The organism is Pseudomonas tremae, assembly GCF_023278125.1.
GTDB lineage: Bacteria > Pseudomonadota > Gammaproteobacteria > Pseudomonadales > Pseudomonadaceae > Aquipseudomonas > Aquipseudomonas tremae.
This window is the reverse complement of sequence record NZ_CP066270.1, coordinates 2,736,582-2,758,072: the sequence shown is the minus strand read 5'-3', so window position 1 is coordinate 2,758,072 and position 21,491 is coordinate 2,736,582. Positions and strand designations below refer to the sequence as shown.

The window sequence follows — 21,491 nt, the reverse complement described above, 5'->3', positions numbered from 1 at the left end:
TTATAAACAGTGGGCATGGACAGCCCGTTGTCTGTTGTCAGTTAAGCCAGCAGCATATTAGATAAAGACGTCACGCGGGCACGGCGAGAATCAGCAGCAGCCGGTAGCAGAATTAAAAGTGCAGTGGGCGAAGGCTGGGGAAGTTCGAATGAGCCGCACATCCTGTCCGGCTCACTGTTCATGGGTTCAGGCTATTCCGTTTGGACCGTCCAGTACCTGCCTGATCTTTCTCGCCAGGTCATGAGGCATGCAGGGTTTGGAAACCACCTCAAACTCCGAGCCTCCGATATCCGTTCGCTCGATAGAGCTTTCGGCATAGCCGGTCGTCAACAACACCTTCACGTTCGGGTAACGACGTTTGACTTCACGTGCCAACATAACCCCGTTCATGCCACCTGGCATGATGAGGTCAGTAAACAGCAACTCATACATGCACCCGGATTCAAACTTTTTCAACGCTTCGCGCGCATTCAGGACAATGTCGGAAACATAGCCGTAGTCGTCCAGCACCATCTTCGCCAATTCGGCCACGTCCGGACGATCTTCCACAATCAGAATACGTTCGCTGCTGCCAAGACGTTTCTCTGTTGTCTGGGGCGATTCGATTTTCGTCAGCCCGGCTTCGTCCACCGGGAAATACAGCCTTAGTGTTGTACCGATGCCTTCTTCGGTATAAATACGCGCCGCACCACCCGACTGTTTGGCAAACCCATAAACCATCGAAAGGCCCAGCCCGGAGCCCTTGCCCTCCTCCTTGGTGGTAAAGAACGGGTCCATCACCCTGTCACGAATACTGGCAGGCATGCCAATACCGTTATCGGTGACAGCGATACTGACATAGCGTCCCGGCAGCAGGCCGTCATAGGAAACGTTTGCCAACTCGTCGACCACCAGATTGCGTGTCTCGATGAACACTTTGGGGTTGGGCCTGCCAATCAACGCATCCCGCGCGTTGATAAAGATGTTGAGCAGCGCTACTTCCGCCTGGGTCGGATCGATACGACAGTTCTTGAGGGTTGGTTCAAGATCGGTTTCGATTATCACTTCCGGCCCGAACGTACGTTCCAGAAGCGAATCGGTGGTGGAAACCAGTCCGTTCAGGTTCAACACCCGGCCTTGCAACTTTTGTTTACGGGCAAACGCCAGCAATTGTTTGGTCAATGTGCTGGCACGCTCAACAGCAGACTTGGCATGGTGGACGCTGCGTCGAACACGCTGCAAATCAATTTCGGATTTTTCCGCCGCCGTGCCGATCAGATCGATATAGCCGCCCATGACTTGCAACAGGTTATTGAAGTCGTGGGCAATACCGCCGGTGAGTTGCCCCAGTGCTTCCATTTTCTGCGCTTGGCGCAAGGCTTCTTCCGCGTCCTTGCGACGGCTGATATCCAATTGCGATGCAAAGAAATAGATCAAGTCACCGGCGTCGTTGTAGACAGGTGAAATGAACAGCGCATTCCAGAATGTAGAACCGTCTTTGCGATAGTTAAGGATCTCGGTAGAAATATCGACGCGATCCTGAATCGCATTGCGAATGGATTGCACCACCGCCCGATCCGTGTCCGGCCCCTGCAGAAACCGGCAGTTGGTGCCGATGATTTCGCTGGCCGAATAACCGGTCATGTCCAAAAACGCACGATTGGAAAAAATGATGGGATTGTCGGGACGGTTGGGGTCCGTCACTATCATGGGCATGCGGGTTGTTTCAACCGCTGCGAAAAAAATATCCCTTCCCTGATGCTGGATGTCTCCCGTTGCATCATTGTCGACACGGGCTTTATTTTCCGACACGCCAGAAACTCCAAGGCTATTGATAAGAGGAGAGATATATTCTCTACAGCTAGGACTGGTCGCCCTTCAAAAGGGTTCTCGAACAACTGATAAAAATCATATTATGGTCATTTGACTGGTAAGAAACGCCAAAACCGGCCGTTGGCTGACGTGTCGACTAGTCAATTGACCGGCTCAGCGCAGCGATAGTTACCGAGGTTGAGTTGCGCCCTGATACAGATGAACGCCTAGAAATTGGCGGGCGTATTGGCGCTGACGATCTCGGCTTCGTCCTGACCGATGTTGCGGAAGCGATGCGGGAGCGTGGTCGGGAAGTAATAGCCGTCTCCAGGACCGAGGATGTTGACCTGACCATTGATGGTCAGCTCCACAGTGCCTCGCGTGACCAGCCCGCACTCCTCGCCTTCGCTATGCACGATGGGCTCTTCGCCGGAGTCTGCACCGGGCGCGTACTGCTCGCGCAGAAAACGCATCTGACGGCTCGGCAACGTTGCGCCGACGAGCAGCAGCCGCACACCGTTACGGCCCAGATCAGGCTGATCACCTGCCCGGAAGACATACTGGTCCTGCCCCGGAGGCTGATCAAAGGTGAAGAAATCCGCCAGAGTCATGGGGATCCCTTCGAGCAGCTTCTTCAATGAGCTGATCGAGGGGCTGACGCGGTTTTGCTCAATCAGGGAAATCGTCGCATTGGTCACACCACTGCGTCTGGCGAGTTCGCGTTGCGACAGCTTGTAGCTTTCACGCACCAGCTTGAGTCGTGCTCCCGTATCCATAGTGGCCTTATGCGAAAGATATCCGATGAATAAAGCAAAGCCCCGACGCAACGGATCTTCCATTTCGCGAGGCGGCAAAGCCGGATATTAAATCACGTTTGCCGGCAACACTCAGCCGCTGATCGCGTCATCACGACGCCGGGCATAAGCCTGACAGGCCTCGCGAAACGCGGTGAACAGCCTCATCGATACTGGGTTTTCCCTGAACTCCCATTCCGGGTGCCACTGCACACCGAGTACAAAACCCGGCGCACCGGGCAGTGAAACCGCTTCTACCAGCCCGTCAGGTGCCAGCGCTTCCGCGCGCAAGTCCGATGCGAGATGGTCAATGCCCTGACTGTGCAGACTGTTGACCTCGAACCCCGGTGCCAGACCGAGCGACTCCAGCAGGCCGCCCTTCTGCACCTGCACCGGGTGCTGCGGTGCGTACTGGACTGACAGCAACTCGCTCTGCGGCTCGCGGTGATCAAGATAGCCAGGCAAGTCCTGCACTCGCTGATGCAGGCTGCCACCCAGGGCTACGTTCAACTCCTGAAAACCCCGGCAGATGCACAACACTGGTACGCCTCGAGCAATGGCAGCCCTGAGCAGCGGCAACGTCATTCGATCCCGAAACACATCGTGTGCAGTGCCTTCCAGGCTCGGAGCGCCCTGATAATGGTGAGGTTCGACATTTGAAGGTGATCCGGTAAACAGCAATCCGTCGAGCGAAGCCAGAAGTTGTGCTGGCTCCGTGGGCTCGTCCAGCGCAGGGAGGATTACCGGGATACCCGCGAAAGCGGCAGCCTCGACATATTTATCGCCTGCGGTATGAGACGAGTACTTGCCCAACTGCTGGCGGCAAGCGGTGACACCGATCAAAGGAAGTCGTGACATGGTTGAATCCTTGGCAAAAGCAGGGAGCAGACAGCACCGATACAGCTATCCGGAAAATATGGAAGTAGTCTAGGATAGTCACTTGTGCAACAGATATGGGCATTCTGGCAAGGAAACATTGCAGCCATGCAATATGAAATTAATCATGCAGACCTTTCACTGGTGCTGGCGCTGGTTCGTGGCCGTACGCTGGCACGCGCTGCAGAGCTCCTGCACGTTGATATCTCCACGGTATTTCGCTCAATCCGCCGTCTCGAGACGGCTCTCGGTGCAGCCCTTTTTGAAAAGAATCGGCGAGGCTACATTCCGACCGACACCGCTCAGGCCATGGCCGAGCAGGCAGAGCAGGCCGAGATGGCTCTCAGCGCAGCTCGGGTGGCCTTGCAGCAGGGCGAACACGTGGTCAGCGGCACCGTGCGCCTGACCTGTACCGATGCCGTACTGCACAGTCTGCTGCTGCCAGCGCTTGCGACGTTCATGCCGCAGTACCCTGCACTCACCCTGGAGCTGGCGACGTCCAATGCCTTCGCCAACCTCAGTCGCCGGGATGCCGACATTGCGCTGCGCCTGACCAACACGCCACCCGAGCATCTGATCGGGCGCTGCCTGGGACGCGCCGAATACGTCGTTTGCGGTCGTCCTGACTACCGTGAGGCACTGGAGCAGAACCCGGCCTCGGTGCCCTGGATCAGCCCGGACGATTCAATGCCGGACCACACCTCGGTGATCTGGCGTAAACAGGCATTCCCTGCGGTGATACCGCGCTACCGCTGTAGCAGCATGTCGGCCGTATCCCAGTTGGTCACTGCGGGGCTGGGCGTAGCAGCCTTGACGGATTTCACAGTCAGAGGCCTGACGGGTGTGGAGCGCCTCAGCGGACCGCTGGCGGGCTGCAGCACCGACCTGTGGCTGCTGACACGTCCCGACTGTCGGGCACTGCGCTCTGTTCAGACCCTGCTGGAGGCGTTGGCGCCTTTACTGCGAGCGGCATTGACGATCGACAAAACCGTCTGACAGGCGCTCTGTGGATCCATTAAATAATAGTTAACTAAATTAATCATTGGATTAATGCCTGTCCTGTGGCATTAATGGTCCTGAGGAAAACAAGTGCGCAATTCTGTGGATCCATAAAACCTATAAGCAAACCGTGGAGAACCGTCATGCACCCGAAAAATGCCTGGTATGTCGCCTGTACTGCCGATGAAGTCACCGACAAGCCGCTGGGCCGGCAGATATGCAACGAGAAGATGGCGTTCTACCGCGATCAGAATCAGCAGATCGTTGCCGTCGAAGATTTCTGCCCGCACCGTGGCGCTCCGCTCTCGCTGGGGTATGTCGAGAACGGTCAACTGGTGTGTGGTTATCACGGCCTGGTGATGGGCAGCGATGGCAAGACGGTGTCGATGCCAGGCCAGCGGGTTCGGGGTTTTCCTTGTAACAAGACTTTTGCAGCCGTCGAGCGCTACGGTTTCATATGGGTATGGCCGGGTGACAGGGAAAAAGCGGACCCTGCACTGATCCATCATCTGGAATGGGCGGTCAGTGATGAATGGGCCTATGGCGGCGGTCTGTTTCACATCCAGTGCGACTACCGCCTGATGATCGACAACCTGATGGACCTTACGCACGAAACCTACGTGCATGCCTCAAGCATCGGCCAGAAGGAGATCGACGAAGCGCCGCCCGTCACCACCGTCGAAGGCGAAGAAGTCGTCACTGCGCGCCACATGGAAAACATCATGCCGCCGCCATTCTGGCAAATGGCCTTGCGCGGTAATAATCTTGCGGATGACGTGCCGGTAGATCGCTGGCAGATCTGTCGCTTCACCCCGCCCAGTCATGTATTGATCGAAGTCGGCGTCGCCCATGCCGGCAAGGGTGGCTATGAAGCACCCCAGGAATTCAAGGCGTCGAGCATCGTCGTCGACTTCATCACGCCCGAAACCGACACATCCATCTGGTATTTCTGGGGGATGGCGCGCAATTTCAATCCAGCTGATGAGTCGCTGACAGCCACCATCCGCGAAGGTCAGCGCAAGATTTTCAGCGAAGACCTGGAAATGCTCGAGCGCCAGCAACAGAACCTGCTGCAGCACCCCAATCGCAACCTGCTCAAGCTCAACATTGATGCCGGTGGCGTGCAGTCACGCAAAATCCTGGAACGCCTGATCGCCGCCGAGCGGGCCAGCCCTGGCGAGCAGATCCCGGTCATGGCCACGAAGTGACGTTCAAAACCCCAGCCAGATGCTTTGAGAACAATCAGAAGTGACCCTGCAGCGGTCACCCGAGGAAACATCATGATCGACGTGACGGTGTCATCACGCAATGACGAAGCGCTGGATATCTGCAGCTTTGAACTGGTGCGTACCGATGGGCAGCCACTACCGCCCTTCACGGCCGGCGCGCACATCGACGTCCACCTGCCTGATGGTCTGATCAGGCAATATTCGCTGTGCAACGCCCCGAACGAGCGCCATCGATACCTGATCGGCGTGCTCAACGACCCGGCCTCACGCGGTGGTTCGCGCAGCCTGCATCAGCAGATCCAGGCAGGCGCGCAGTTACGCATCAGCGAACCGCGCAACCTCTTCCCCCTGGCCGAGAACAGCCGTCGTAGCCTGCTGTTTGGTGGCGGCATCGGTATCACGCCGATCCTCTGCATGGCGGAACAACTGGACCTGGACGGCGCCGACTTTGAGCTGCACTATTGCGTGCGTTCTGCCGAACGAGGGGCTTTTATCGAGCGTCTGAAGCAGTCGCGTTTCGCCGACCGGGTAACGCTGCACCTCGATGAGCAACCGGGCACTGCACTGAACGCAGCCCAAGTGCTGGCTACCCCAAAACCCGACTGTCATCTGTACGTCTGCGGACCGGGTGGGTTCATGCAGCACATCCTCGACAGCGCGCGCAGTGCGGGGTGGTCCGAGGACAATTTGCATCGCGAGTATTTTTCCGCCGAGCCGGTAGACACCAGCAACGACGACAGCTTCTCGATCGAGATCGCCAGCACCGGTCAAGTCATCGCTATTCCGGCCAACAAGACTGTGGCTCAGGTGCTTGAAAGCCACGGCATCGATATTCCGCTGTCCTGCGAGCAAGGCGTTTGCGGGACTTGCCTGACGCGGGTATTGAAAGGCATCCCCGACCACCGGGACCTGTTTCTGACCGAGGACGAGCAAGCGCTCAACGACCAGTTCACGCCCTGCTGCTCGCGCTCCAGGACGCCTCTGCTGGTCATCGACCTCTGATCAGTCGGAGGGTTGAATGACCTTCATGCGCTCGGGCACGCAGGTACCGAAAATCTCGGCATAGCGCAGGGTCGCATTGGCGTGCTCACGCATGATCGCCTCAGCGCGGGCACTTTGGCCGTTGATAAGCGCATCGACCACAGCATGATGCTGCATGTGGGCGAAATTGAAGCGTCGGTACTCACGAATCAGGTTATTGCGATCAACTGCCAGTGCCGTGACCGACGCAAAAGGCAGATGATCGTTACGCGCCAGCGCATCGGCAATAGCCCGGTTGCCGCTACCTTCCACAATCACCCGATGCAGACGCATGTTCAGGTCATGATAAACCTCAAGGTCATCTTCGGTGACGTGGCCTTTCTCGAACAGCGAATCGCCTAGATCCAGGCACGTCTGAAGCTCGTCACGGGCTTGCGGGGTCAACCCACGCTCGGCCAGTTGCCGAGCCGCCAGCCCTTCAAGCACTCCACGCACATCTACCGCGCCGGCGATTTCCTGTGGGCTGATCGAACGTACCTGAAAGCCCCGCCCGCCAAAGGGCACCAGCAAGCCCTCCTGTTCCAGCGTACGAAAGGCCATGCGCACCGGCATGCGTGAAACACCGAACAATTGCGCAGTCGGCACTTCCATCAAGCGCTCACCGGCCGCCAGTTCGCCTGATGCAATCATTTTGCGCAGTGCAACGAGAACAGTCTGTCCGGGTTTACTCATGAACAGCATTCCGTGGGCATAGGAAAATGCATATTACCCCACTCGCGCGATGCTGAATGGCTCAGGGGCAATAGATCAGATGGGGCACGAAGCTGCGTAACCAAATGTGCGCTCGTCATCCGGCGTTTCAATCCATACCAGTGTCTCGGCGAACGTTATCGGCGGGCTGTAGAAATAGCCTTGGACCATCGTGCAGCCCAGGCTCGTCAGCGCGTTCAGCTCGTCCTGCGTCTCGACCCCCTCGATCACGCAACCCAGTGACATGTCCAGGCTCAGGGCTACCAGCGACTTGACGATCTTGTAGCTGGCCGGATTGTCATGCACGCCGGTCACAAAACTGCGATCAATCTTCAGTTTGGTCAGCGCCAGGGCGTGCAGCTGGCTAAGACTGGAGTAACCGGTGCCAAAGTCGTCAAGGGAGATCCCGCACCCCAACTGGCGAAACCGCGCAATCGCTTGTTGAACCTGATTAATGTCCTGCATAACGGCCGTTTCAGTGATTTCCAGATCAAGGCGCGAGGCGTCAAAACCGCTGTTTTCAATGATCTCGACAATTTTATTGACGCTTTCCCAAGTCGCGCAGTCATGGGCCGACAGATTGAACGACAGCTTGATCGGCGATGGCCAGGACAATGCTCGCTGCAGTGCATGCGTCAGCAAAGGTACGGTCAGCTTGTTGATCATGCCGATCCGCTCGGCAATCGGAATGAAATGCGCAGGAGATACTGCGCCGAGTTCAGGACTGTTCCAGCGTGCCAGCGCTTCGAAAGCCACTGTTTCACGTGTGCAACTTTCAATGATCGGCTGAAACAGGACGTGAAACTCCGTCTCCAGATTCGCCCGCCGCAATGCCTGCTCGGTTACGCCATCGGTATGCAGCTGTTTACGGTGACCGGCCGAAAAAAGGCAAGTGGACCCGGGGTTGTGGTTCTTGCCTTGGTAAAGGGCGTAATCGGCATATTCAAACAGCTGGGTGGCATTGTCGGCGGTGGCTGGAAACGTCGCGAAACCGAGGGTCGCGCCGATCTGGATCGGGATTTCCGACAGCTCGAAGCTTTCATGCATCAATGTGCAAAGGTGCTTGCCGAACATCAGCAACGCCTCGTTACTGATGTCGCCCTTGATGACCAGCGCGAATTCGTCACCGCCCAGCCGCGACACATGCACTGTATCGCTGGCAGCGCTGCTCAGCCGTTCGGCGACCAGCATCAGCAGCCGATCACCGATACGATGGCCATACAGGTCGTTGACCGGCTTGAACCCGTCCAGATCCAGCACACCCACCGCAAGCCCGCTGCGCTGCAGCAGTGCCTCGTTCATCGCCGTATCCAGTGTCTGGAAAAACTGCCGACGATTGGGCAAGCCGGTCAGGCTATCCTGATTGGCCAGCAACAGGTTCTCGTTGCTCAGCTGTTCAGTCCTGACCTGGACGTTCACCAGGCTGGTGAAGTCGCGGTACTGATAGCGAAGAATGATCAGCATACCGATCGACACCAGCACGATATTCGCCGCAGTGGCGATAAACGTGATGTTGTGCGTCGAAGCAAAGAAAATAACGAACGCTGTATTGACGATCACCGCGGTGGTCAAGGCTGCAGATTGCAAATGCATCATGCAGAAAATGCACACAATCACGGTAATACCCATGAAAAACGCCACGTGCGCCTGGGTATAGGAGTCGCCATAGGGGTACAGCGCCAAGGACCATCCCGCGAAGGCGGCGGCGATGATACCTGCCAGCCCATTGGTACCGCGCAACGTCGCCAGAATGGTACTTGAAGCTGGCGGCGGCTTGTTTACCGAAAGCAGCCACTTGCGCGCGCGAATGCCGCACCCGATGGTGAGGACTGTCGGCACCAGCAACGTCAGCCAAATCGGGGCAGCCGCCCAATGGGTAAAGGCAAGCGCCCAGGTATTGACCAACAGCACGAAGTACATCAGCGGCAGTTGTCGGGACAAAGCGACGTATTGGGCTTGCAAAAGCCGGGGATTATCGGAAGGCACGGACATCAGGGTACGCAAGGCACCCGGTAGTTTTTTCAGCATCGCAAGGCTTCTCTGTCACTACAGTCAAAGCGCACGTGGCTTGCTGCTCATCATGCGAGCCGGGTCGTAACCTGCTCACCTGTAATGCTCTCGGCAGCGGTGATTAATTCTTTACAGTAAAACCGGACCGCGCATCGGTTTGAGTGAAACAGACAGGCCACAGTGCGCCAGCCACCGCGACAAGACATCCTGCAGACGCTTTGCGATGAATCTTCAAGTCACGCTCAGTTCGCCGCCACCTGGGCACGATCAGCCTGCATCACCAGCGACTTCAGCGACACATCGAACTGCTTCAATGCACTGACCTGAAGTTCACGCTGCTGATTGATCTGTGCAGCAATCTCGGGCGCAGCCTTGCCCTGCACCCAGACTGATGTGATGTCCTTCACCACCTCGCCTTCTGCCTTGCCGATGTACTGCAGGTTGTTGTCGTAAAACCGGGCCATGAAACGCGCTTCGACCTGACTGTTGCGTTTGCTTACCAGCCGGTTATAGGTGTCGAGCATCACTACGACGTCCGGGCGCGCCAGCATCAGTGCGTCAAGGTTGTCGTAGACCGTTACGGAAGCGAACTCTTTGCTCAGAGACCCCACCAGCCAGTCCGTCGCAAGCTTGGGGTCTGAACTGCTGATAAATGCATTGCGGATACGTGAATCGAGCGCCTGGTTTTTCCCGCTCCCGAGCGCGACCGAATGGTAGTTGTTCAGATACTGCAGGTTGCTGAGGGTGTTTTCGCTGTACAGCACACCCACTGTCTGTGTGTGCCGAAGACTGGCGGCGCTGTCGGCGACGGGCGCGAAGTGGCAGGACTGTTCGGAGGCTGGAGTGGCGGACGAGAAGGCAGCGCTGGCGGGTGCCGAAAATACACTAGCGGTTGTCAACACAGCAGCAAGCGTCAACAGATTGAACATTCTCATCGCGTCGTCTCCCTTGGAGCAAGTGGCTATGACGCCATCCTCCTCCTTTGCCGGAAAAACAGAACTTGCCTTGCTTGATGATGACTATCGACTGAACAAATGATAGTCGACGCCGGCCAGCTGCACCTTGTTTCAGGCATGTTTTTAATAAGACCTTACTGCGGTGCGGATCGCTTCAAGCAGCATTCTGCAAGCCGGGTTGTCGTTGTCTGAACGCCAGACCAGATGCAGCTCGCTCTGCACCCCCTCACCCAGGTCGATGTCACGAAACACAACGTCCTTGAACACCACGTTGGTCGCGCATCGCGGCACCAGCGCCAGCCCCATGCCGGCATTGACCAGCGCCAGAATGGTCAGTGATGATCCAAGCCACTGGACATACTCTGGCGCCACCTGCGCCGAACGAAACATGCCGGTCAGCAGTTCGTTGAATGGCGGGTAAGCAGAGTGCGAGTACATCAGAAAAGGAACGCCATCGAGGTCAACCACACCTACGTTGTCCTCGCTAGCCAGCGGATGCTTGCCCGGCACCGCAAGCACAAAAGGCTCGCGCACCAGGCATTCGCTCTCGTAACCAGGCTGGAACAGCGGCGCCCGAACGATACCCAGATCAATGCGCCGAGCCCTCAGTGCTTCATGCTGCTGATAGGTGTTCATTTCAGTCAGGGAAATCTTCACCTGCGGCTGGTTTAACCGAGCCTCTGCAATCACCTTGGGCAGAAACTCATACACCGCGCTCCCCACGAAACTGATGGTCACCGACCCGATGTCACCTTCCGCGAAACGTCGAGCGGCAATGGCCGCTTGCTGCGCCCTCTCCAGCAGCGTCTGAGCCTCTATGAAAAAAGCCCGACCTGCGGCGGTGAGTGCCACGCTACGGGTACTGCGGGTGAACAGCTCGACACCAAGATTGTGTTCCAGCAACTGGATCTGTCGACTCAGCGGTGGTTGGGTCATGTTGAGTCGTTCGGCGGCGCGCCGAAAATTCAGCTCTGTCGCCACGGTGGTGAAACAGCGCAATTGCGAAAGCTCGAACATTGATCCAATCCAGGTATCAATTAAGTTAATAACTAGATTAGACGGGAATAATCCGCACGTCCATGATCGACTCATCCCTCAAAAAAACAATGAATGGGAGTCATCGCTTGAATACCACCCCTCACACCACGGATGTCACGGTGCTCGCGCGTGCCGCTTCCAAGGTGAAACGCCATGTATTGCCACTGTTTGTGGTGATGTTCATCGTCAACTACATCGACCGGGTCAACATCGGCTTTGTGCGCAGCCATCTGGAAACCGATCTGGGTATAGGCGCCGCAGCGTACGGGTTGGGTGCCGGTTTGTTCTTTGTTGGTTATGCGCTGTTCGAAGTGCCTTCCAACCTGTTGCTGCAGCGCTACGGCGCCCGCGCCTGGCTGACGCGCATCATGTTCACCTGGGGCGCGGCGGCGATGGCCATGGCATTCGTGCAGGGCGAAACCAGCTTCTATGTGCTGCGCTTTATACTTGGCGCGGCTGAAGCGGGCTTCTTTCCAGGCATCATTTATTACTTCACTCAGTGGCTGCCCTCCAGCGATCGCGGCAAGGCAATGGCGCTGTTTCTCAGTGGCTCGGCGATTGCTTCGGTGATCTCCGGTCCGGTATCCGGAGCGTTGCTGAGCGTAGAAGGGTTGAACCTGCACGGCTGGCAATGGATGTTCCTGATCGAGGGCTTTGCATCCATCGCCCTGTGTGGCTTCGTGTGGTTCTGGTTACAGTCGCATCCGCACCAGGCAACCTGGCTCAGCGCTGAAGAAAAAACTGCGCTGGTCAACGCCATTGCCGAAGAACAGCGGCTTCGCGAAGCCGCACAGACGGTAAAGCCTTCGGTATTCCGCTTGCTGGCCGACCGGCAGATTCTGTTGTTTTGCTTTATCTACTTTTCGGTAGCGCTGACCATCTACGGCGCGACATTCTGGCTACCTAGCATGATCCGCAAGATGGGCAGCTTCAGCGACTTCGAGGTCGGGCTGTTCAACTCGGTGCCTTGGGTCATCTCGATTGTCGCCATGTACGGTTTTGCCGCCCTCGCCGCGCGTTTCAAACATCAGCAGGCGTGGGTCGCCGTGACGCTGGTCATCGCTTCTGTCGGCATGTTCATGTCGACCATTGGCGGTCCGGTTTTCGCTTTCGTCGCCATCTGTTTCGCAGCCATCGGCTTCAAGGCTGCGTCGGCACTGTTCTGGCCAATTCCTCAGGGATACCTCGATGCACGCATCGCTGCAGCGGTGATCGCACTGATCAACGCCATCGGTAACCTTGGCGGCTTCGTGGCACCCACCACATTCGGCTTCCTCGAGCAGACCACTGGTTCCATACAGGGTGGTTTGTACGGCCTTGCTGCCACATCGCTGCTGGCCGCCATCGTGATTTTCTTCGCCCGCACCACTCCGCGCGGTGACAGACGCCCATCCGACGTCGAGCACGCCCCGCTGCATCGCAAGGGCACGCTTGGCACCCCTTCCAGCCTAAAACCCTGAACCCTCGGGAGACAGTCCTTTGAAAATCACACGTGTGACCGTGACCCCTATCGCCTTTCGTGACCCGCCGCTGCTTAACGCCAGCGGCATCCACGAGCCTTTCGCGCTGCGTTCGATCATCGAGGTCGAAACCGACAACGGCTACATAGGCCTTGGCGAAAGCTACGGCGATGCTCCGGCGCTGGCAATTCAACAACAGGTGCAGAAGCAGCTGATCGGTGTCGACCCGTTCAATCTCAATCTATTGCGCAGTATCGTTCAGGCGACCGTTGCCGCACACAAGCCCGTCAGTCTGGCAGGTGCCGAGCTGGCGCCGGGCTCACACGCCAGCAAAGCAGTCAGCAACGCCTATTCCGCGTTCGAGGTAGCCTTTTTGGACGTGCAGGCACGCTCCATGAACCTGCCTCTGGTAGACCTGCTTGGTGGCGCGATTCGCGACCGGATTCCCTTCAGCGCCTACCTGTTCTTCAAGTATGCGCAGCATGCCGATGCGCCTTACGCGCCAGACAGCTGGGGTGAAGCACTGAACGAGGAACAGATCGTCGCGCAGGCCAGACGCATGATCAAAGCCTATGGTTTCAAAAGCATCAAACTCAAGGCCGGCGCGCTGGACCCAGAACATGAAGTGTCCTGCATCAAGGCGTTGAAAAAAGCCTTCCCCGGCTACCCGTTGCGCATCGACCCCAATGGCAACTGGTCGCTGGAAACTTCGATCCGCATGGCCGAATTGCTGGGTGATGACCTTCAATACTACGAAGACCCTACGCCGGGCCTGGACGGTATGTCCGAACTGCACAAACGCACCGGCCTGCCGCTGGCGACCAACATGGTCGTGACCGATTTCGACGAGTTCCGCCGCAGCGTGGCCCTCGACAGCGTGCAGATCGTGCTCGCCGACCACCATTACTGGGGCGGCCTGCGCGACACTCAGACGCTGGCGAAGATGTGCGACACCTTTGGCCTCGGCGTGTCGATGCACTCAAACTCGCATTTGGGCATCAGCCTCATGGCGATGGCCCACGTGGCCGCGTCCGTGCCCAACCTGGATTACGCCTGTGACACCCACTACCCGTGGCAGGAGCCGGACGAAGAAGTCATCAAGGGCGGAAAGCTGCCGATTGTCGACGGCTGCGTCAGCATCACCCGGGCACCCGGCCTCGGGCTGGAGCTGGATTACGACCAGCTCGGCAGGCTCAACGACCAGTACCACAGCTGCGGGATTCGTCAGCGCGATGATGTAAAACAGATGCAGAAGTACAAACCGGAATGGAAGGCGGTCAAACCGAGGTATTGAGAACCCCCGGTCCGGCTCAGTCCGTTCTTTGAGCAGAATGGGCCGTCTGGTCGACGCCCGGTTTATCCTGCCGGGCTAATACCTTACGCCACAATGGGCGGCACGCCCGACAGTTGATGGACTTCAGGCTCTCTGATCACAGCCTGAAACATTGCAACGACCTGTCCCGACTCAGTGCGATACCTGATCAAGAAATATTAACTGAGGTGGCGTGGCGAGCAATTCGCCGGCTGCCGCCGAGAACTGCTGATAGTGTGCCGTGGCAACATGCGCATCCAGCGCTGCCTGGTGTTCGAAGCACTCACGCATGTAAAACGTCCCGGCCTCATCGGACTTCTCGAACAGCACGTATTCGATGTTTCCCGGTTCTGATCTGGAGGGTTCCACCAGTGTAAGTAATGCTTCTTTCAATGCAGCCTCCTTGCCCGGCCTGGCTTTCAGGACTGCGATCAAGACGATGGGTTTTACCTGCGTATTCATGTCCAGCTCTCCATTGTTCGGTTCAATTCGGTCCGGTTAATGCGTCGGCGCAGGCGCAGCGCCGACTTTCACGCGCAGCAAGCTATAAGGTTTTTCACGTTTGTCGTGGCCTGAATTGAAACCTGCCTGACGGTGCAACTGGTTGACGATGAAATACAGGTAACCGTCAGGGCCGATCGACAAGGTATCGGGCCATAGCATGCGAGGATCATGTGCCACGGTCTGCCATGCGCCGTTCGACAGGCGTTTGCGAATCGCATTGTGCTCATAGTCACCTGCGTACACAGCGCCCTCTGCATCGGACTCCAGCCCGTCGGAGGCGCCTTTTTCGCCAAGGTCCTGAACAGCAGCTACCAGTTGTTGCTCGGTTACACCGCTGTCGTTCAACAGGTCGGTAGCGACGGAGTACAGGTGGCGGCTGGACAACGGCGAGAAATACAGCGTCTTGCCATCTGCCGACAGTGCTATCCCGTCTGCAGCAACGGTCACTGGTTTGCGCGTGCCATCGGGGCCATCGCCAAGTACGGGCATGCCCTCGACGACAGGTACGAACGCCGGGTCTGCGGAGGTTGCCTTGGCCCCGCTCAAGCGCCGCACAGCCTTGCCGCTGGTGATGTCCATGACAATGATTGCGCCCGGCCCGCTTACCGACGAGTCAGTGACATAGACAGTCCCCTGCGACCCCTTGCGGAAGTCGAAGCGCATGTCGTTGACATAAGTGCTGGGCAAAATCACGTTATGCGGAAAGACCAGTCGCTTGACGATTTTATTGGTGGCCAGGTCTACCGCAACCAGTTTGGCACCGTGCGGACGTGGTGCTGCGAACCCTGGCGCCGCAGTATCCAGCATCCAAACGCGCCCTTTGCCATCAGCGACCACGCTCTGCACGCTGATCAGGCCGTCGGCCGGGTCTTTCGGGTTCTCCTGGTTGACCGCCGAATCCGGGTAGGCGACCACCTTGCCGTCACGAATCTCTCCCACCGTGAATGGCACCTTGTCACCCCAGCGAGGGAAGTTGACGAAGATCCGCCCGGTTTCGGTGACTGTCACGCCAGTCGGCATCGCGTCATAAAACGCATGGACCTGTTCGAGCTTGCCGACGGGTTTATCGGCAGGCGCACTCGCAGGCAATTCGGTGGTGCTCATGCCATAAGCCAGTGAAGTAGTGAGCGTGGCTGCGGAAATCATAGCAATTGCTAAAGAAATGGCTGTTCGATGCATGGGCTCTCCTGATGAGCCAGCCAGAGCTGCTCATCGGTATTTCGGCTCGGCGCACGTGCTTAGCGCAACATGTCACCAGCTGGGGTGGGCTACAGGATGGCAAGTATTCTGGCCTTTCCTGTTACAAAGAGAAATGCCGGGAATACGTAAACACTTTCAACGCAACGACGAAGATCAGCCTCCATCGGAACGCGTTGCGTCATCCATCTTCAGACTCGCGCGCTATCGGTCAGCAAGGCGCGAAGACGTTTCGCACTGTACCCGGTGGTTGGTCGCCTGATGATCAAAGCCCCTTTCATTACCGTTGCAAATTGCCCGGCTCTTTAATGACGGTCAACATCAATGCTATATTCTCCTCCTGTCGAACGGCCAGACAACGAGGGAAATACATGAAGGTCACCAAGGCGCAGGCGCAGGCCAACCGCGCTCACATTGTAGAGACCGCATCCGTACAGTTTCGTGAGCGTGGCTTTGACGGTGTGGGGATAGCTGACTTGATGGCAGCCGCAGGCTTTACCCACGGCGGGTTCTACAAGCACTTTGGCTCGAAGTCTGACCTGATGGCAGAGTCGGCCGCCTGCTCTATCCAGCAGACGGTGGAACAATCGAAGGACATTGAGCCTGCGCAATTCATCGACTACTACCTGTCCCGAAACCACCGGGACAACCCCGGCACCGGCTGCACAATGGCGGCGCTCGGGGGTGATGCCGCGCGTCAGTCGGATGAAGTCAAAGCGACATTTGCCAAAGGTATCGAAAGCATACTCGCCGCAATGCAGCCTTCGGACGAACGCACTGATGGCGACACGCTGCAGCAGTCCAGAGCCCAGACCATTGATATGTTTGCCCACGCGATCGGTGCTCTGCTGCTGTCGCGCAGCTGCCCGGACGATTCACCGCTGGCCGATGAAATACTTGAGGTATGTCGCGCGAGAATGCTGGCTCAAGTGACGCCCGCACAGGCCGGTTGAAGGGTTTCCAGCGCTGTGATGAGCAAGCAGGACGGGACCGCCCTGCCCGCCGATCATTTCAGGAAGCAAACAACTTGCTCAAACACGCCAGCTTCTTCTTGTACGACTTGCGCGCCAGCAAGGCCTCCTCCAGCGTCACGGCAACAAAGCGGGCCTTCTGGTTGGGTTGCATCTGACCGATCAGGTCAAGGTCGGCGCTGATCACGGTGCCGATCATCGCGTAGCCGCCGCCAGACACTGCGTCACGGTGCAAAACGATAGGTTCCAGCCCCGCCGGGACCTGAATAGAGCCGATCGGATAGCAACTGTCGACGATGTTCGAAGGGTCGGAGCCGGCGCCGAACGGTTGTTCCCTTGGCTGGAACGTCAGCGCCATGCCGCCCTTGAAGCGATAGCCGATACGGTCCGCCTCCGAGCCGACGGTCCAGGACTCGGAGAAAAAGCTGGTTGCCGCAAACTCGGTCAGGCGCTCGTAATACAACCCCGGCACCACACGCAGATAGACTTCGCCGCCCAGCGACTGGCGCAGCGCCATCGGCAGACTCGCGCCTGCACAGCCCTTGCCGCTGGCGGTGCCTATCGGCAACAGATCGTCTGTCGCCAGCCTGCGCCCCTGAAAACCGCCAAGCGCACCCAGCGTGTAGGTCGAACGACTGCCCAACACCAGCGGCACATCGATCCCGCCCGCGACAGCCAGATAAGTGCGGGCACCATCTTTGGGAAAATCAAAACGCAACACCTGCCCGGCGGTTACAGAAAAAGCAGTGTCATGGTGCATTTCAACGCCGTCCAGGCGCGGAGCCATATGTGCCCCACACACCGCAACCAGAGCGTCGCACTGGAACTCCAGCTCCGGACCGACCAGGGTGCATTCAAGTCCGGCGGCACCGGGCGGATTGCCGACCAGTTGGTTGGCGGCGCTCAGTGCGTACTGGTCCAGAGCACCTGAGGGCGGAATGCCCAAATGGTAATAACCTTCGCGACCAAGGTCCTGAACCGAGGTGGCCAGACCGGGTTTGAGTAACTTGATCATGCCAGCACCTCCTGCAACGATTTCGGATAGCCTGCAGGATCGGCCAGAAACGCATCCAGTGAAAACTCGACGGGACGAATCCGCAGGTCGAAACGCCCGGCCTCCACTTCGGCAACGGCGTGATCGTAGGTTTCCCGGTCCACCGATCTGAACTGCACAATGTCGCCCGGCCGGAAAAACACCATGTGTTCTTTCAGGTACGCCAGCCCCTGTTGCGGGTCGTAGATCGGCGCCGGGGTGACACCGAACATCTGATAACCACCTGCACCACGCACCGAATAGATACAGCCAAAGCAACCGCCATGCCCCAGAGTCAGCTTCGGCGTGTCGGTGCGCGGGCGCAGGTACTTGGGCACCTGCAACTGCCGTTCACGTTCGACCATCTGAAACATGAACGGCAGGCCAGCCACGAATCCCACCATTGACACAAACCACGGCGCGCCGCTGTGTGCGGCGATGAACGCATCCACGTCGGCCAGATTGTTGATGCGCGCAGCGTATTCAAGGTCTGTGGCGCTCGGGTCCTGATGGCGGTCACGAAAACGCATCAGGGTTTCGTGGGTCCAGGGATCGTTGTAGAGCACAGGAATCTCGATGATACGGGTCTGTAAAGTGCGCTCGGCGACCGCGCCGGCTTCGGCCTCCCTTACCGCATCCAGCAGCGCATGTGGTGCGATGCGGTCGGGATCGAAACGGATCTGGAACGAGGCATTCGCCAGGCAAACATCGAGCACGCCATCCAGCGCCAGGCGCTCGACCGCACGGGTTACGGCCAGGCCCTTGAAGAAGGCTTCCAGCGACATGCTGTCACTGACCTCGGCAAAAAGATGTTCATCGGCGCCAAAGCTGTAGCGAATCGGATCGGCCATGTCTGTTCCTTTTTGGAATCGTTGTAGAAAGGCAGGCAAAGATCGTAATGGCGGCCCAGGAATCTTTGTTCCCGGTGCCGCGTGCTGGCTAACGCGGCTTACGCACGTCTATCCCAGCATTATCCAGCGCTTCACGGGTTGCCTGTGCGAGGGCCAGGGCGCCCGGAGTGTCGCTGTGCAAACAGATTGAATCGAATTCGATGGCCAGATCCTCGCCTTCGACCGTAAGCACCCGCCCTTGCTGACAGGCGCGAACCACACGTGCCGCGACTTCAGCCGGCTCATGGGCGCGTACGTTGCGGGTAAAGACGATAGAACCGCTGAGGTCGTAAGCACGATCGGCATAGAACTCGCGGACCACCGGCTGACCCAGTTCCTGAGCCACCTTGCAGATCACCGAACCGGGCATGCAGTAAAGCAGCAAATCAGGCTCGAGACGCTGCAGGTTTTGCACCAGCAGCCTGGCGGCCTCTTCATCGCGAGCGAGGTGCATGTACAGCGCGCCGTGAGGTTTGAAATGCTGAAGGGCGACGCCCTGAACCCTGGCTAGTTCGCGCAGTGCGCCAAGTTGGTAAAGCATGTCATCAACTAGTTCCTGCGCTGGCGCGTTGATATGCCGACGCCCGAAGCCCACCAGATCACGGAAACCTGGGTGTGCGCCGATGGCGACGCCCAGGCGTTTGGCCTGCTCAATGGTTCGACGCATGGTACTTGGGTCACCGGCATGGAAGCCGGTAGCGATGTTGGCTGAACTGATAAAGGCCATCAGCTCGGTGTCGACACCGTCACCGATGGTCCAGGCGCCGAAGCTTTCACCCATGTCCGAGTTGAAATCCACCTGCATGGTATTTGCTCCTGAGGCTAGGTAGCGGGATGCAAACCACGTTAAATTTTCACTACCCCCTTGGGTAGATCTATTATCAGATACGTTATCTTCTGAAAAACAGATACCTCTCAGACTGGAGTACTTATGTCCCTGACCTTGCGCCAGGTTCGTTATTTCGTCGCCACCGCCGAGATCGGGCAGATATCGCAGGCCGCCATCCATCTCAATATTTCCCAGTCAGCCGTCACCACGGCGATTAAGGAACTGGAGAGCATGCTGGGTTCACTGCTTTTCCAGCGCTCGGCACAAGGCATGAGCCTGACCGAGGCCGGACGACACTTTCTCAACCGTGCCTATGTGATTCTGCGCAGCGTTGATGATGCACTGAACAGCCCTTTGCCCGATGTTCGCACCAGCGGCGTACTGCGCCTGGCCGCGAGCTATACCGTGATCGGTTACTTTCTGCCGCACCATTTGCAACGGCTCGAGCACTGGCACCCGGACGTCGCCATCAAAGTGCATGAGCAGGAGCGCCAATCGATTGAGCAAGGCTTGCTGGAGGGCCGATTCGATATGGCTGTGGTGCTTACCGCCAACATCACTCACCCGGATATCATCTCGGAAACACTGTTCAACTCGGAACGCCGCTTATGGCTGTCCAGCCACCACCCGCTGTGCCAGCGTGCCTCTGTCAGCCTGGCCGACGTGGCAAACGAGCCCTACATCCTGTTGACCGTTGATGAAGCCGAGCAGAGCGCCATGCGCTACTGGGAGCTGGCTGGCCAACAACCAAACGTTCGTGTGCGCACCAGTTCGGTGGAGGCCGTGCGCAGTATGGTTGCCAACGGCAGCGGCGTGGCGATTCTCTCGGACCTGGTGCATCGCCCATGGTCGCTGGAGGGCAAGCGAATCGAGACGTTGACCGTGACCGACCAGGTAACGCCTATGAGCGTTGGGCTGGCCTGGCACCGCGGGCGCGAATTGAGCCCGGCGATGCAGGCCTTCCGCAACTATTTCCACGACGCGTTTCTGGCTCCTCAACAACTCTCGGCGCGGCGTTGAACGCATCGCGCTATGCCTGATCGGCCTTGGAACGCTTGCCAAGCGGCCCGTGCTGAGCCATCACTTCGCTCACCCATTCGATAAACACCCGCACCTTGATGCTGACATGCCGATTGGGGGGAAAGGCCACGTACATCGGCATGCTGTCCAGTTGCCTATCCTCGAACAACCGGACAAGATCGCCTCGCGCCAGATGCGGCCGAGCCATGTAATCGGGTAGCCAGAGAATGCCCATCCCGGCGAGTCCGGCAGCGATATAGGCGTTGCCGTCATCCACGGCCAGCGTGTAGCGGCCCTGAATATGGACCTGTTCGCCACTGCGGTGCATGGCATAAGGCAGCGCCTTGCCGGTTCGCGCCCACAGATACCCGACAATACATGTGCCGAATTTTCAAGTTACCTGGCTTTACGGTTTTGACTTCGAAATCAAGGTCATCGTCAGGCTGCCGGGATCTGCGGCGCAATAAACCGCTGCTTGAGCCCTTCAGCGGCTGCGGATCGGTACCACGCAGTCGCCCGGATCAACTACCAAAGGCTCTTCGAACTGCTGAAAGAACTGCCCCGAAACAACGTGATCAAGAAACTGCGCCTGGTCTTCGGTGACCCGTTTCACTGGAGCGTAGCCAACGGTATCAGGCACCGTCAGCAAGCGTGCCTTGCGCTCATGCGCCACGGCGATGAACGCCCTTTTCTCTTCGTCGGACATTGCTGAAAAGTAGTCGGACAGACCTTCCAGCGAGCGCACTGCCAGATCCTGGTCGAGCTGATCACCATCAGTGAACATCAAATGCCAGACGAAATCGAAAGATAGCTCAGCGAGGGCACGCATAGACAGGTTCCGTGGTGTTCCA

At 57.9% G+C, this 21,491-nt stretch carries 20 protein-coding genes and 1 pseudogene; 7 read left to right on the top strand and 14 right to left on the bottom strand.

The features are described 5' to 3' along the window. Positions 1-186: 186 nt before the first annotated feature. The 3 genes from I9H09_RS12555 to I9H09_RS12545 all read right to left on the bottom strand — a co-directional run bounded on the left by I9H09_RS12555 (position 187) and on the right by I9H09_RS12545 (position 3,443). On the bottom strand, positions 187-1,791 hold the full coding sequence (locus I9H09_RS12555; protein WP_005886808.1) for a hybrid sensor histidine kinase/response regulator: 1,605 nt from the start codon (positions 1,789-1,791) through the stop codon (positions 187-189). Between the two features lie 227 nt (positions 1,792-2,018). Then, positions 2,019-2,567 carry a cupin domain-containing protein gene (locus I9H09_RS12550; protein ID WP_005886806.1) on the bottom strand — a complete coding sequence of 183 codons (549 nt, stop codon included), beginning with the start codon at positions 2,565-2,567 and terminating at the stop codon, positions 2,019-2,021. Positions 2,568-2,678: 111 nt separating this feature from the next. Beyond that, positions 2,679-3,443: a gamma-glutamyl-gamma-aminobutyrate hydrolase family protein gene (locus I9H09_RS12545; RefSeq protein WP_053932638.1), complete on the bottom strand. Its 765-nt coding sequence runs from the start codon at positions 3,441-3,443 to the stop codon at positions 2,679-2,681. 126 nt (positions 3,444-3,569) lie between these two features. Here I9H09_RS12545 and I9H09_RS12540 point away from each other — a divergent pair, with 126 nt between their 5' ends. The 3 genes from I9H09_RS12540 (at position 3,570) to I9H09_RS12530 (ending at position 6,691) form a co-directional block, all read left to right on the top strand. Continuing rightward, on the top strand, positions 3,570-4,457 hold the full coding sequence (locus I9H09_RS12540; protein WP_236502371.1) for a LysR family transcriptional regulator: 888 nt from the start codon (positions 3,570-3,572) through the stop codon (positions 4,455-4,457). A gap of 146 nt (positions 4,458-4,603) precedes the next feature. Next, complete coding sequence (locus tag I9H09_RS12535; RefSeq protein WP_122347732.1) at positions 4,604-5,668, top strand: aromatic ring-hydroxylating oxygenase subunit alpha; 1,065 nt, start codon at positions 4,604-4,606, stop codon at positions 5,666-5,668. A 72-nt stretch (positions 5,669-5,740) separates the two neighbouring features. After that, entirely contained in the window at positions 5,741-6,691 is a 951-nt protein-coding gene (locus tag I9H09_RS12530; protein WP_024670788.1) for a PDR/VanB family oxidoreductase, read from the top strand. On the opposite strand, the gene I9H09_RS12525 is transcribed toward I9H09_RS12530, so the two are convergent. The 4 genes from I9H09_RS12525 to I9H09_RS12510 all read right to left on the bottom strand — a co-directional run bounded on the left by I9H09_RS12525 (position 6,692) and on the right by I9H09_RS12510 (position 11,403). Next, positions 6,692-7,402, bottom strand: coding sequence for a GntR family transcriptional regulator (locus I9H09_RS12525; RefSeq protein WP_053480909.1), 711 nt, complete (start codon positions 7,400-7,402; stop codon positions 6,692-6,694). It lies immediately after the preceding gene. A gap of 75 nt (positions 7,403-7,477) precedes the next feature. Beyond that, on the bottom strand, positions 7,478-9,448 hold the full coding sequence (locus I9H09_RS12520) for a putative bifunctional diguanylate cyclase/phosphodiesterase (protein ID WP_122347731.1): 1,971 nt from the start codon (positions 9,446-9,448) through the stop codon (positions 7,478-7,480). A gap of 224 nt (positions 9,449-9,672) precedes the next feature. Then, positions 9,673-10,365 carry an ATPase gene (locus tag I9H09_RS12515; RefSeq protein ID WP_122347730.1) on the bottom strand — a complete coding sequence of 231 codons (693 nt, stop codon included), beginning with the start codon at positions 10,363-10,365 and terminating at the stop codon, positions 9,673-9,675. A gap of 144 nt (positions 10,366-10,509) precedes the next feature. Continuing rightward, the gene (locus I9H09_RS12510; protein ID WP_005886790.1) at positions 10,510-11,403 is read right to left on the bottom strand and encodes a LysR family transcriptional regulator; all 894 of its coding nucleotides are present in this window, start codon (positions 11,401-11,403) and stop codon (positions 10,510-10,512) included. A gap of 140 nt (positions 11,404-11,543) precedes the next feature. On the opposite strand from I9H09_RS12510, the gene I9H09_RS12505 reads away from it, so the two are divergent. Further along, on the top strand, positions 11,544-12,884 hold the full coding sequence (locus I9H09_RS12505; RefSeq protein WP_236502372.1) for an MFS transporter: 1,341 nt from the start codon (positions 11,544-11,546) through the stop codon (positions 12,882-12,884). 19 nt (positions 12,885-12,903) lie between these two features. Beyond that, the gene (locus I9H09_RS12500) at positions 12,904-14,178 is read left to right on the top strand and encodes a glucarate dehydratase family protein (RefSeq protein ID WP_054998243.1); all 1,275 of its coding nucleotides are present in this window, start codon (positions 12,904-12,906) and stop codon (positions 14,176-14,178) included. A gap of 171 nt (positions 14,179-14,349) precedes the next feature. Here I9H09_RS12500 and I9H09_RS12495 read toward each other — a convergent pair whose 3' ends face one another. Then, positions 14,350-14,658 carry a putative quinol monooxygenase gene (locus tag I9H09_RS12495; RefSeq protein WP_024670079.1) on the bottom strand — a complete coding sequence of 103 codons (309 nt, stop codon included), beginning with the start codon at positions 14,656-14,658 and terminating at the stop codon, positions 14,350-14,352. A 36-nt stretch (positions 14,659-14,694) separates the two neighbouring features. Further along, positions 14,695-15,879, bottom strand: a complete 1,185-nt coding sequence (locus tag I9H09_RS12490; RefSeq protein WP_122347729.1) for an L-dopachrome tautomerase-related protein — start codon at positions 15,877-15,879, stop codon at positions 14,695-14,697. 389 nt (positions 15,880-16,268) lie between these two features. Here I9H09_RS12490 and I9H09_RS12485 point away from each other — a divergent pair, with 389 nt between their 5' ends. After that, positions 16,269-16,850, top strand: coding sequence for a TetR/AcrR family transcriptional regulator (locus tag I9H09_RS12485; protein WP_122347728.1), 582 nt, complete (start codon positions 16,269-16,271; stop codon positions 16,848-16,850). 58 nt (positions 16,851-16,908) lie between these two features. Here the strand turns inward: I9H09_RS12485 and I9H09_RS12480 are convergent, their stop codons facing one another. From I9H09_RS12480 to I9H09_RS12470, 3 genes are all read right to left on the bottom strand, one after another. Next, positions 16,909-17,883 (bottom strand): 5-oxoprolinase subunit C family protein, encoded by a 975-nt coding sequence (locus tag I9H09_RS12480; RefSeq protein WP_122324645.1) that lies wholly within the window; start codon positions 17,881-17,883, stop codon positions 16,909-16,911. Continuing rightward, positions 17,880-18,752, bottom strand: a complete 873-nt coding sequence (locus I9H09_RS12475) for a 5-oxoprolinase subunit B family protein (RefSeq protein ID WP_005886774.1) — start codon at positions 18,750-18,752, stop codon at positions 17,880-17,882. Before I9H09_RS12475 ends, I9H09_RS12480 begins: the two co-directional genes overlap by 4 nt. 88 nt (positions 18,753-18,840) lie before the next feature. Continuing rightward, positions 18,841-19,596 (bottom strand): 5-oxoprolinase subunit PxpA, encoded by a 756-nt coding sequence (locus I9H09_RS12470; RefSeq protein WP_024690665.1) that lies wholly within the window; start codon positions 19,594-19,596, stop codon positions 18,841-18,843. Between the two features lie 126 nt (positions 19,597-19,722). Between I9H09_RS12470 and I9H09_RS12465 the strand changes: the two genes are divergently transcribed. Further along, positions 19,723-20,640, top strand: a complete 918-nt coding sequence (locus tag I9H09_RS12465) for a LysR family transcriptional regulator (RefSeq protein ID WP_236502370.1) — start codon at positions 19,723-19,725, stop codon at positions 20,638-20,640. Between the two features lie 10 nt (positions 20,641-20,650). Here the strand turns inward: I9H09_RS12465 and I9H09_RS12460 are convergent. Then, positions 20,651-21,036 (bottom strand): annotated as a pseudogene (locus tag I9H09_RS12460) (LysR substrate-binding domain-containing protein); the annotation flags it as partial. 88 nt (positions 21,037-21,124) lie between these two features. Continuing rightward, positions 21,125-21,469, bottom strand: a complete 345-nt coding sequence (locus I9H09_RS12455) for a hypothetical protein (RefSeq protein WP_005886765.1) — start codon at positions 21,467-21,469, stop codon at positions 21,125-21,127. Positions 21,470-21,491 lie beyond the last annotated feature (22 nt).

Excerpts from the sequence above, each read along its gene's own strand:
- I9H09_RS12490 (WP_122347729.1), bottom strand. The coding sequence starts at position 15,879 with ATGCATCGAACAGCCATTTCTTTAGCAATTGCTATGATTTCCGCAGCC.
- I9H09_RS12480 (WP_122324645.1), bottom strand. The coding sequence starts at position 17,883 with ATGATCAAGTTACTCAAACCCGGTCTGGCCACCTCGGTTCAGGACCTT.
- I9H09_RS12540 (WP_236502371.1), top strand. The coding sequence starts at position 3,570 with ATGCAATATGAAATTAATCATGCAGACCTTTCACTGGTGCTGGCGCTG.
- I9H09_RS12525 (WP_053480909.1), bottom strand. The coding sequence starts at position 7,402 with ATGAGTAAACCCGGACAGACTGTTCTCGTTGCACTGCGCAAAATGATT.
- I9H09_RS12465 (WP_236502370.1), top strand. The coding sequence starts at position 19,723 with ATGTCCCTGACCTTGCGCCAGGTTCGTTATTTCGTCGCCACCGCCGAG.
- I9H09_RS12495 (WP_024670079.1), bottom strand. The coding sequence starts at position 14,658 with ATGAATACGCAGGTAAAACCCATCGTCTTGATCGCAGTCCTGAAAGCC.
- I9H09_RS12515 (WP_122347730.1), bottom strand. The coding sequence starts at position 10,365 with ATGAGAATGTTCAATCTGTTGACGCTTGCTGCTGTGTTGACAACCGCT.
- I9H09_RS12485 (WP_122347728.1), top strand. The coding sequence starts at position 16,269 with ATGAAGGTCACCAAGGCGCAGGCGCAGGCCAACCGCGCTCACATTGTA.
- I9H09_RS12475 (WP_005886774.1), bottom strand. The coding sequence starts at position 18,752 with ATGGCCGATCCGATTCGCTACAGCTTTGGCGCCGATGAACATCTTTTT.
- I9H09_RS12545 (WP_053932638.1), bottom strand. The coding sequence starts at position 3,443 with ATGTCACGACTTCCTTTGATCGGTGTCACCGCTTGCCGCCAGCAGTTG.
- I9H09_RS12550 (WP_005886806.1), bottom strand. The coding sequence starts at position 2,567 with ATGGATACGGGAGCACGACTCAAGCTGGTGCGTGAAAGCTACAAGCTG.
- I9H09_RS12510 (WP_005886790.1), bottom strand. The coding sequence starts at position 11,403 with ATGTTCGAGCTTTCGCAATTGCGCTGTTTCACCACCGTGGCGACAGAG.
- I9H09_RS12535 (WP_122347732.1), top strand. The coding sequence starts at position 4,604 with ATGCACCCGAAAAATGCCTGGTATGTCGCCTGTACTGCCGATGAAGTC.
- I9H09_RS12470 (WP_024690665.1), bottom strand. The coding sequence starts at position 19,596 with ATGCAGGTGGATTTCAACTCGGACATGGGTGAAAGCTTCGGCGCCTGG.
- I9H09_RS12520 (WP_122347731.1), bottom strand. The coding sequence starts at position 9,448 with ATGCTGAAAAAACTACCGGGTGCCTTGCGTACCCTGATGTCCGTGCCT.
- I9H09_RS12530 (WP_024670788.1), top strand. The coding sequence starts at position 5,741 with ATGATCGACGTGACGGTGTCATCACGCAATGACGAAGCGCTGGATATC.
- I9H09_RS12455 (WP_005886765.1), bottom strand. The coding sequence starts at position 21,469 with ATGCGTGCCCTCGCTGAGCTATCTTTCGATTTCGTCTGGCATTTGATG.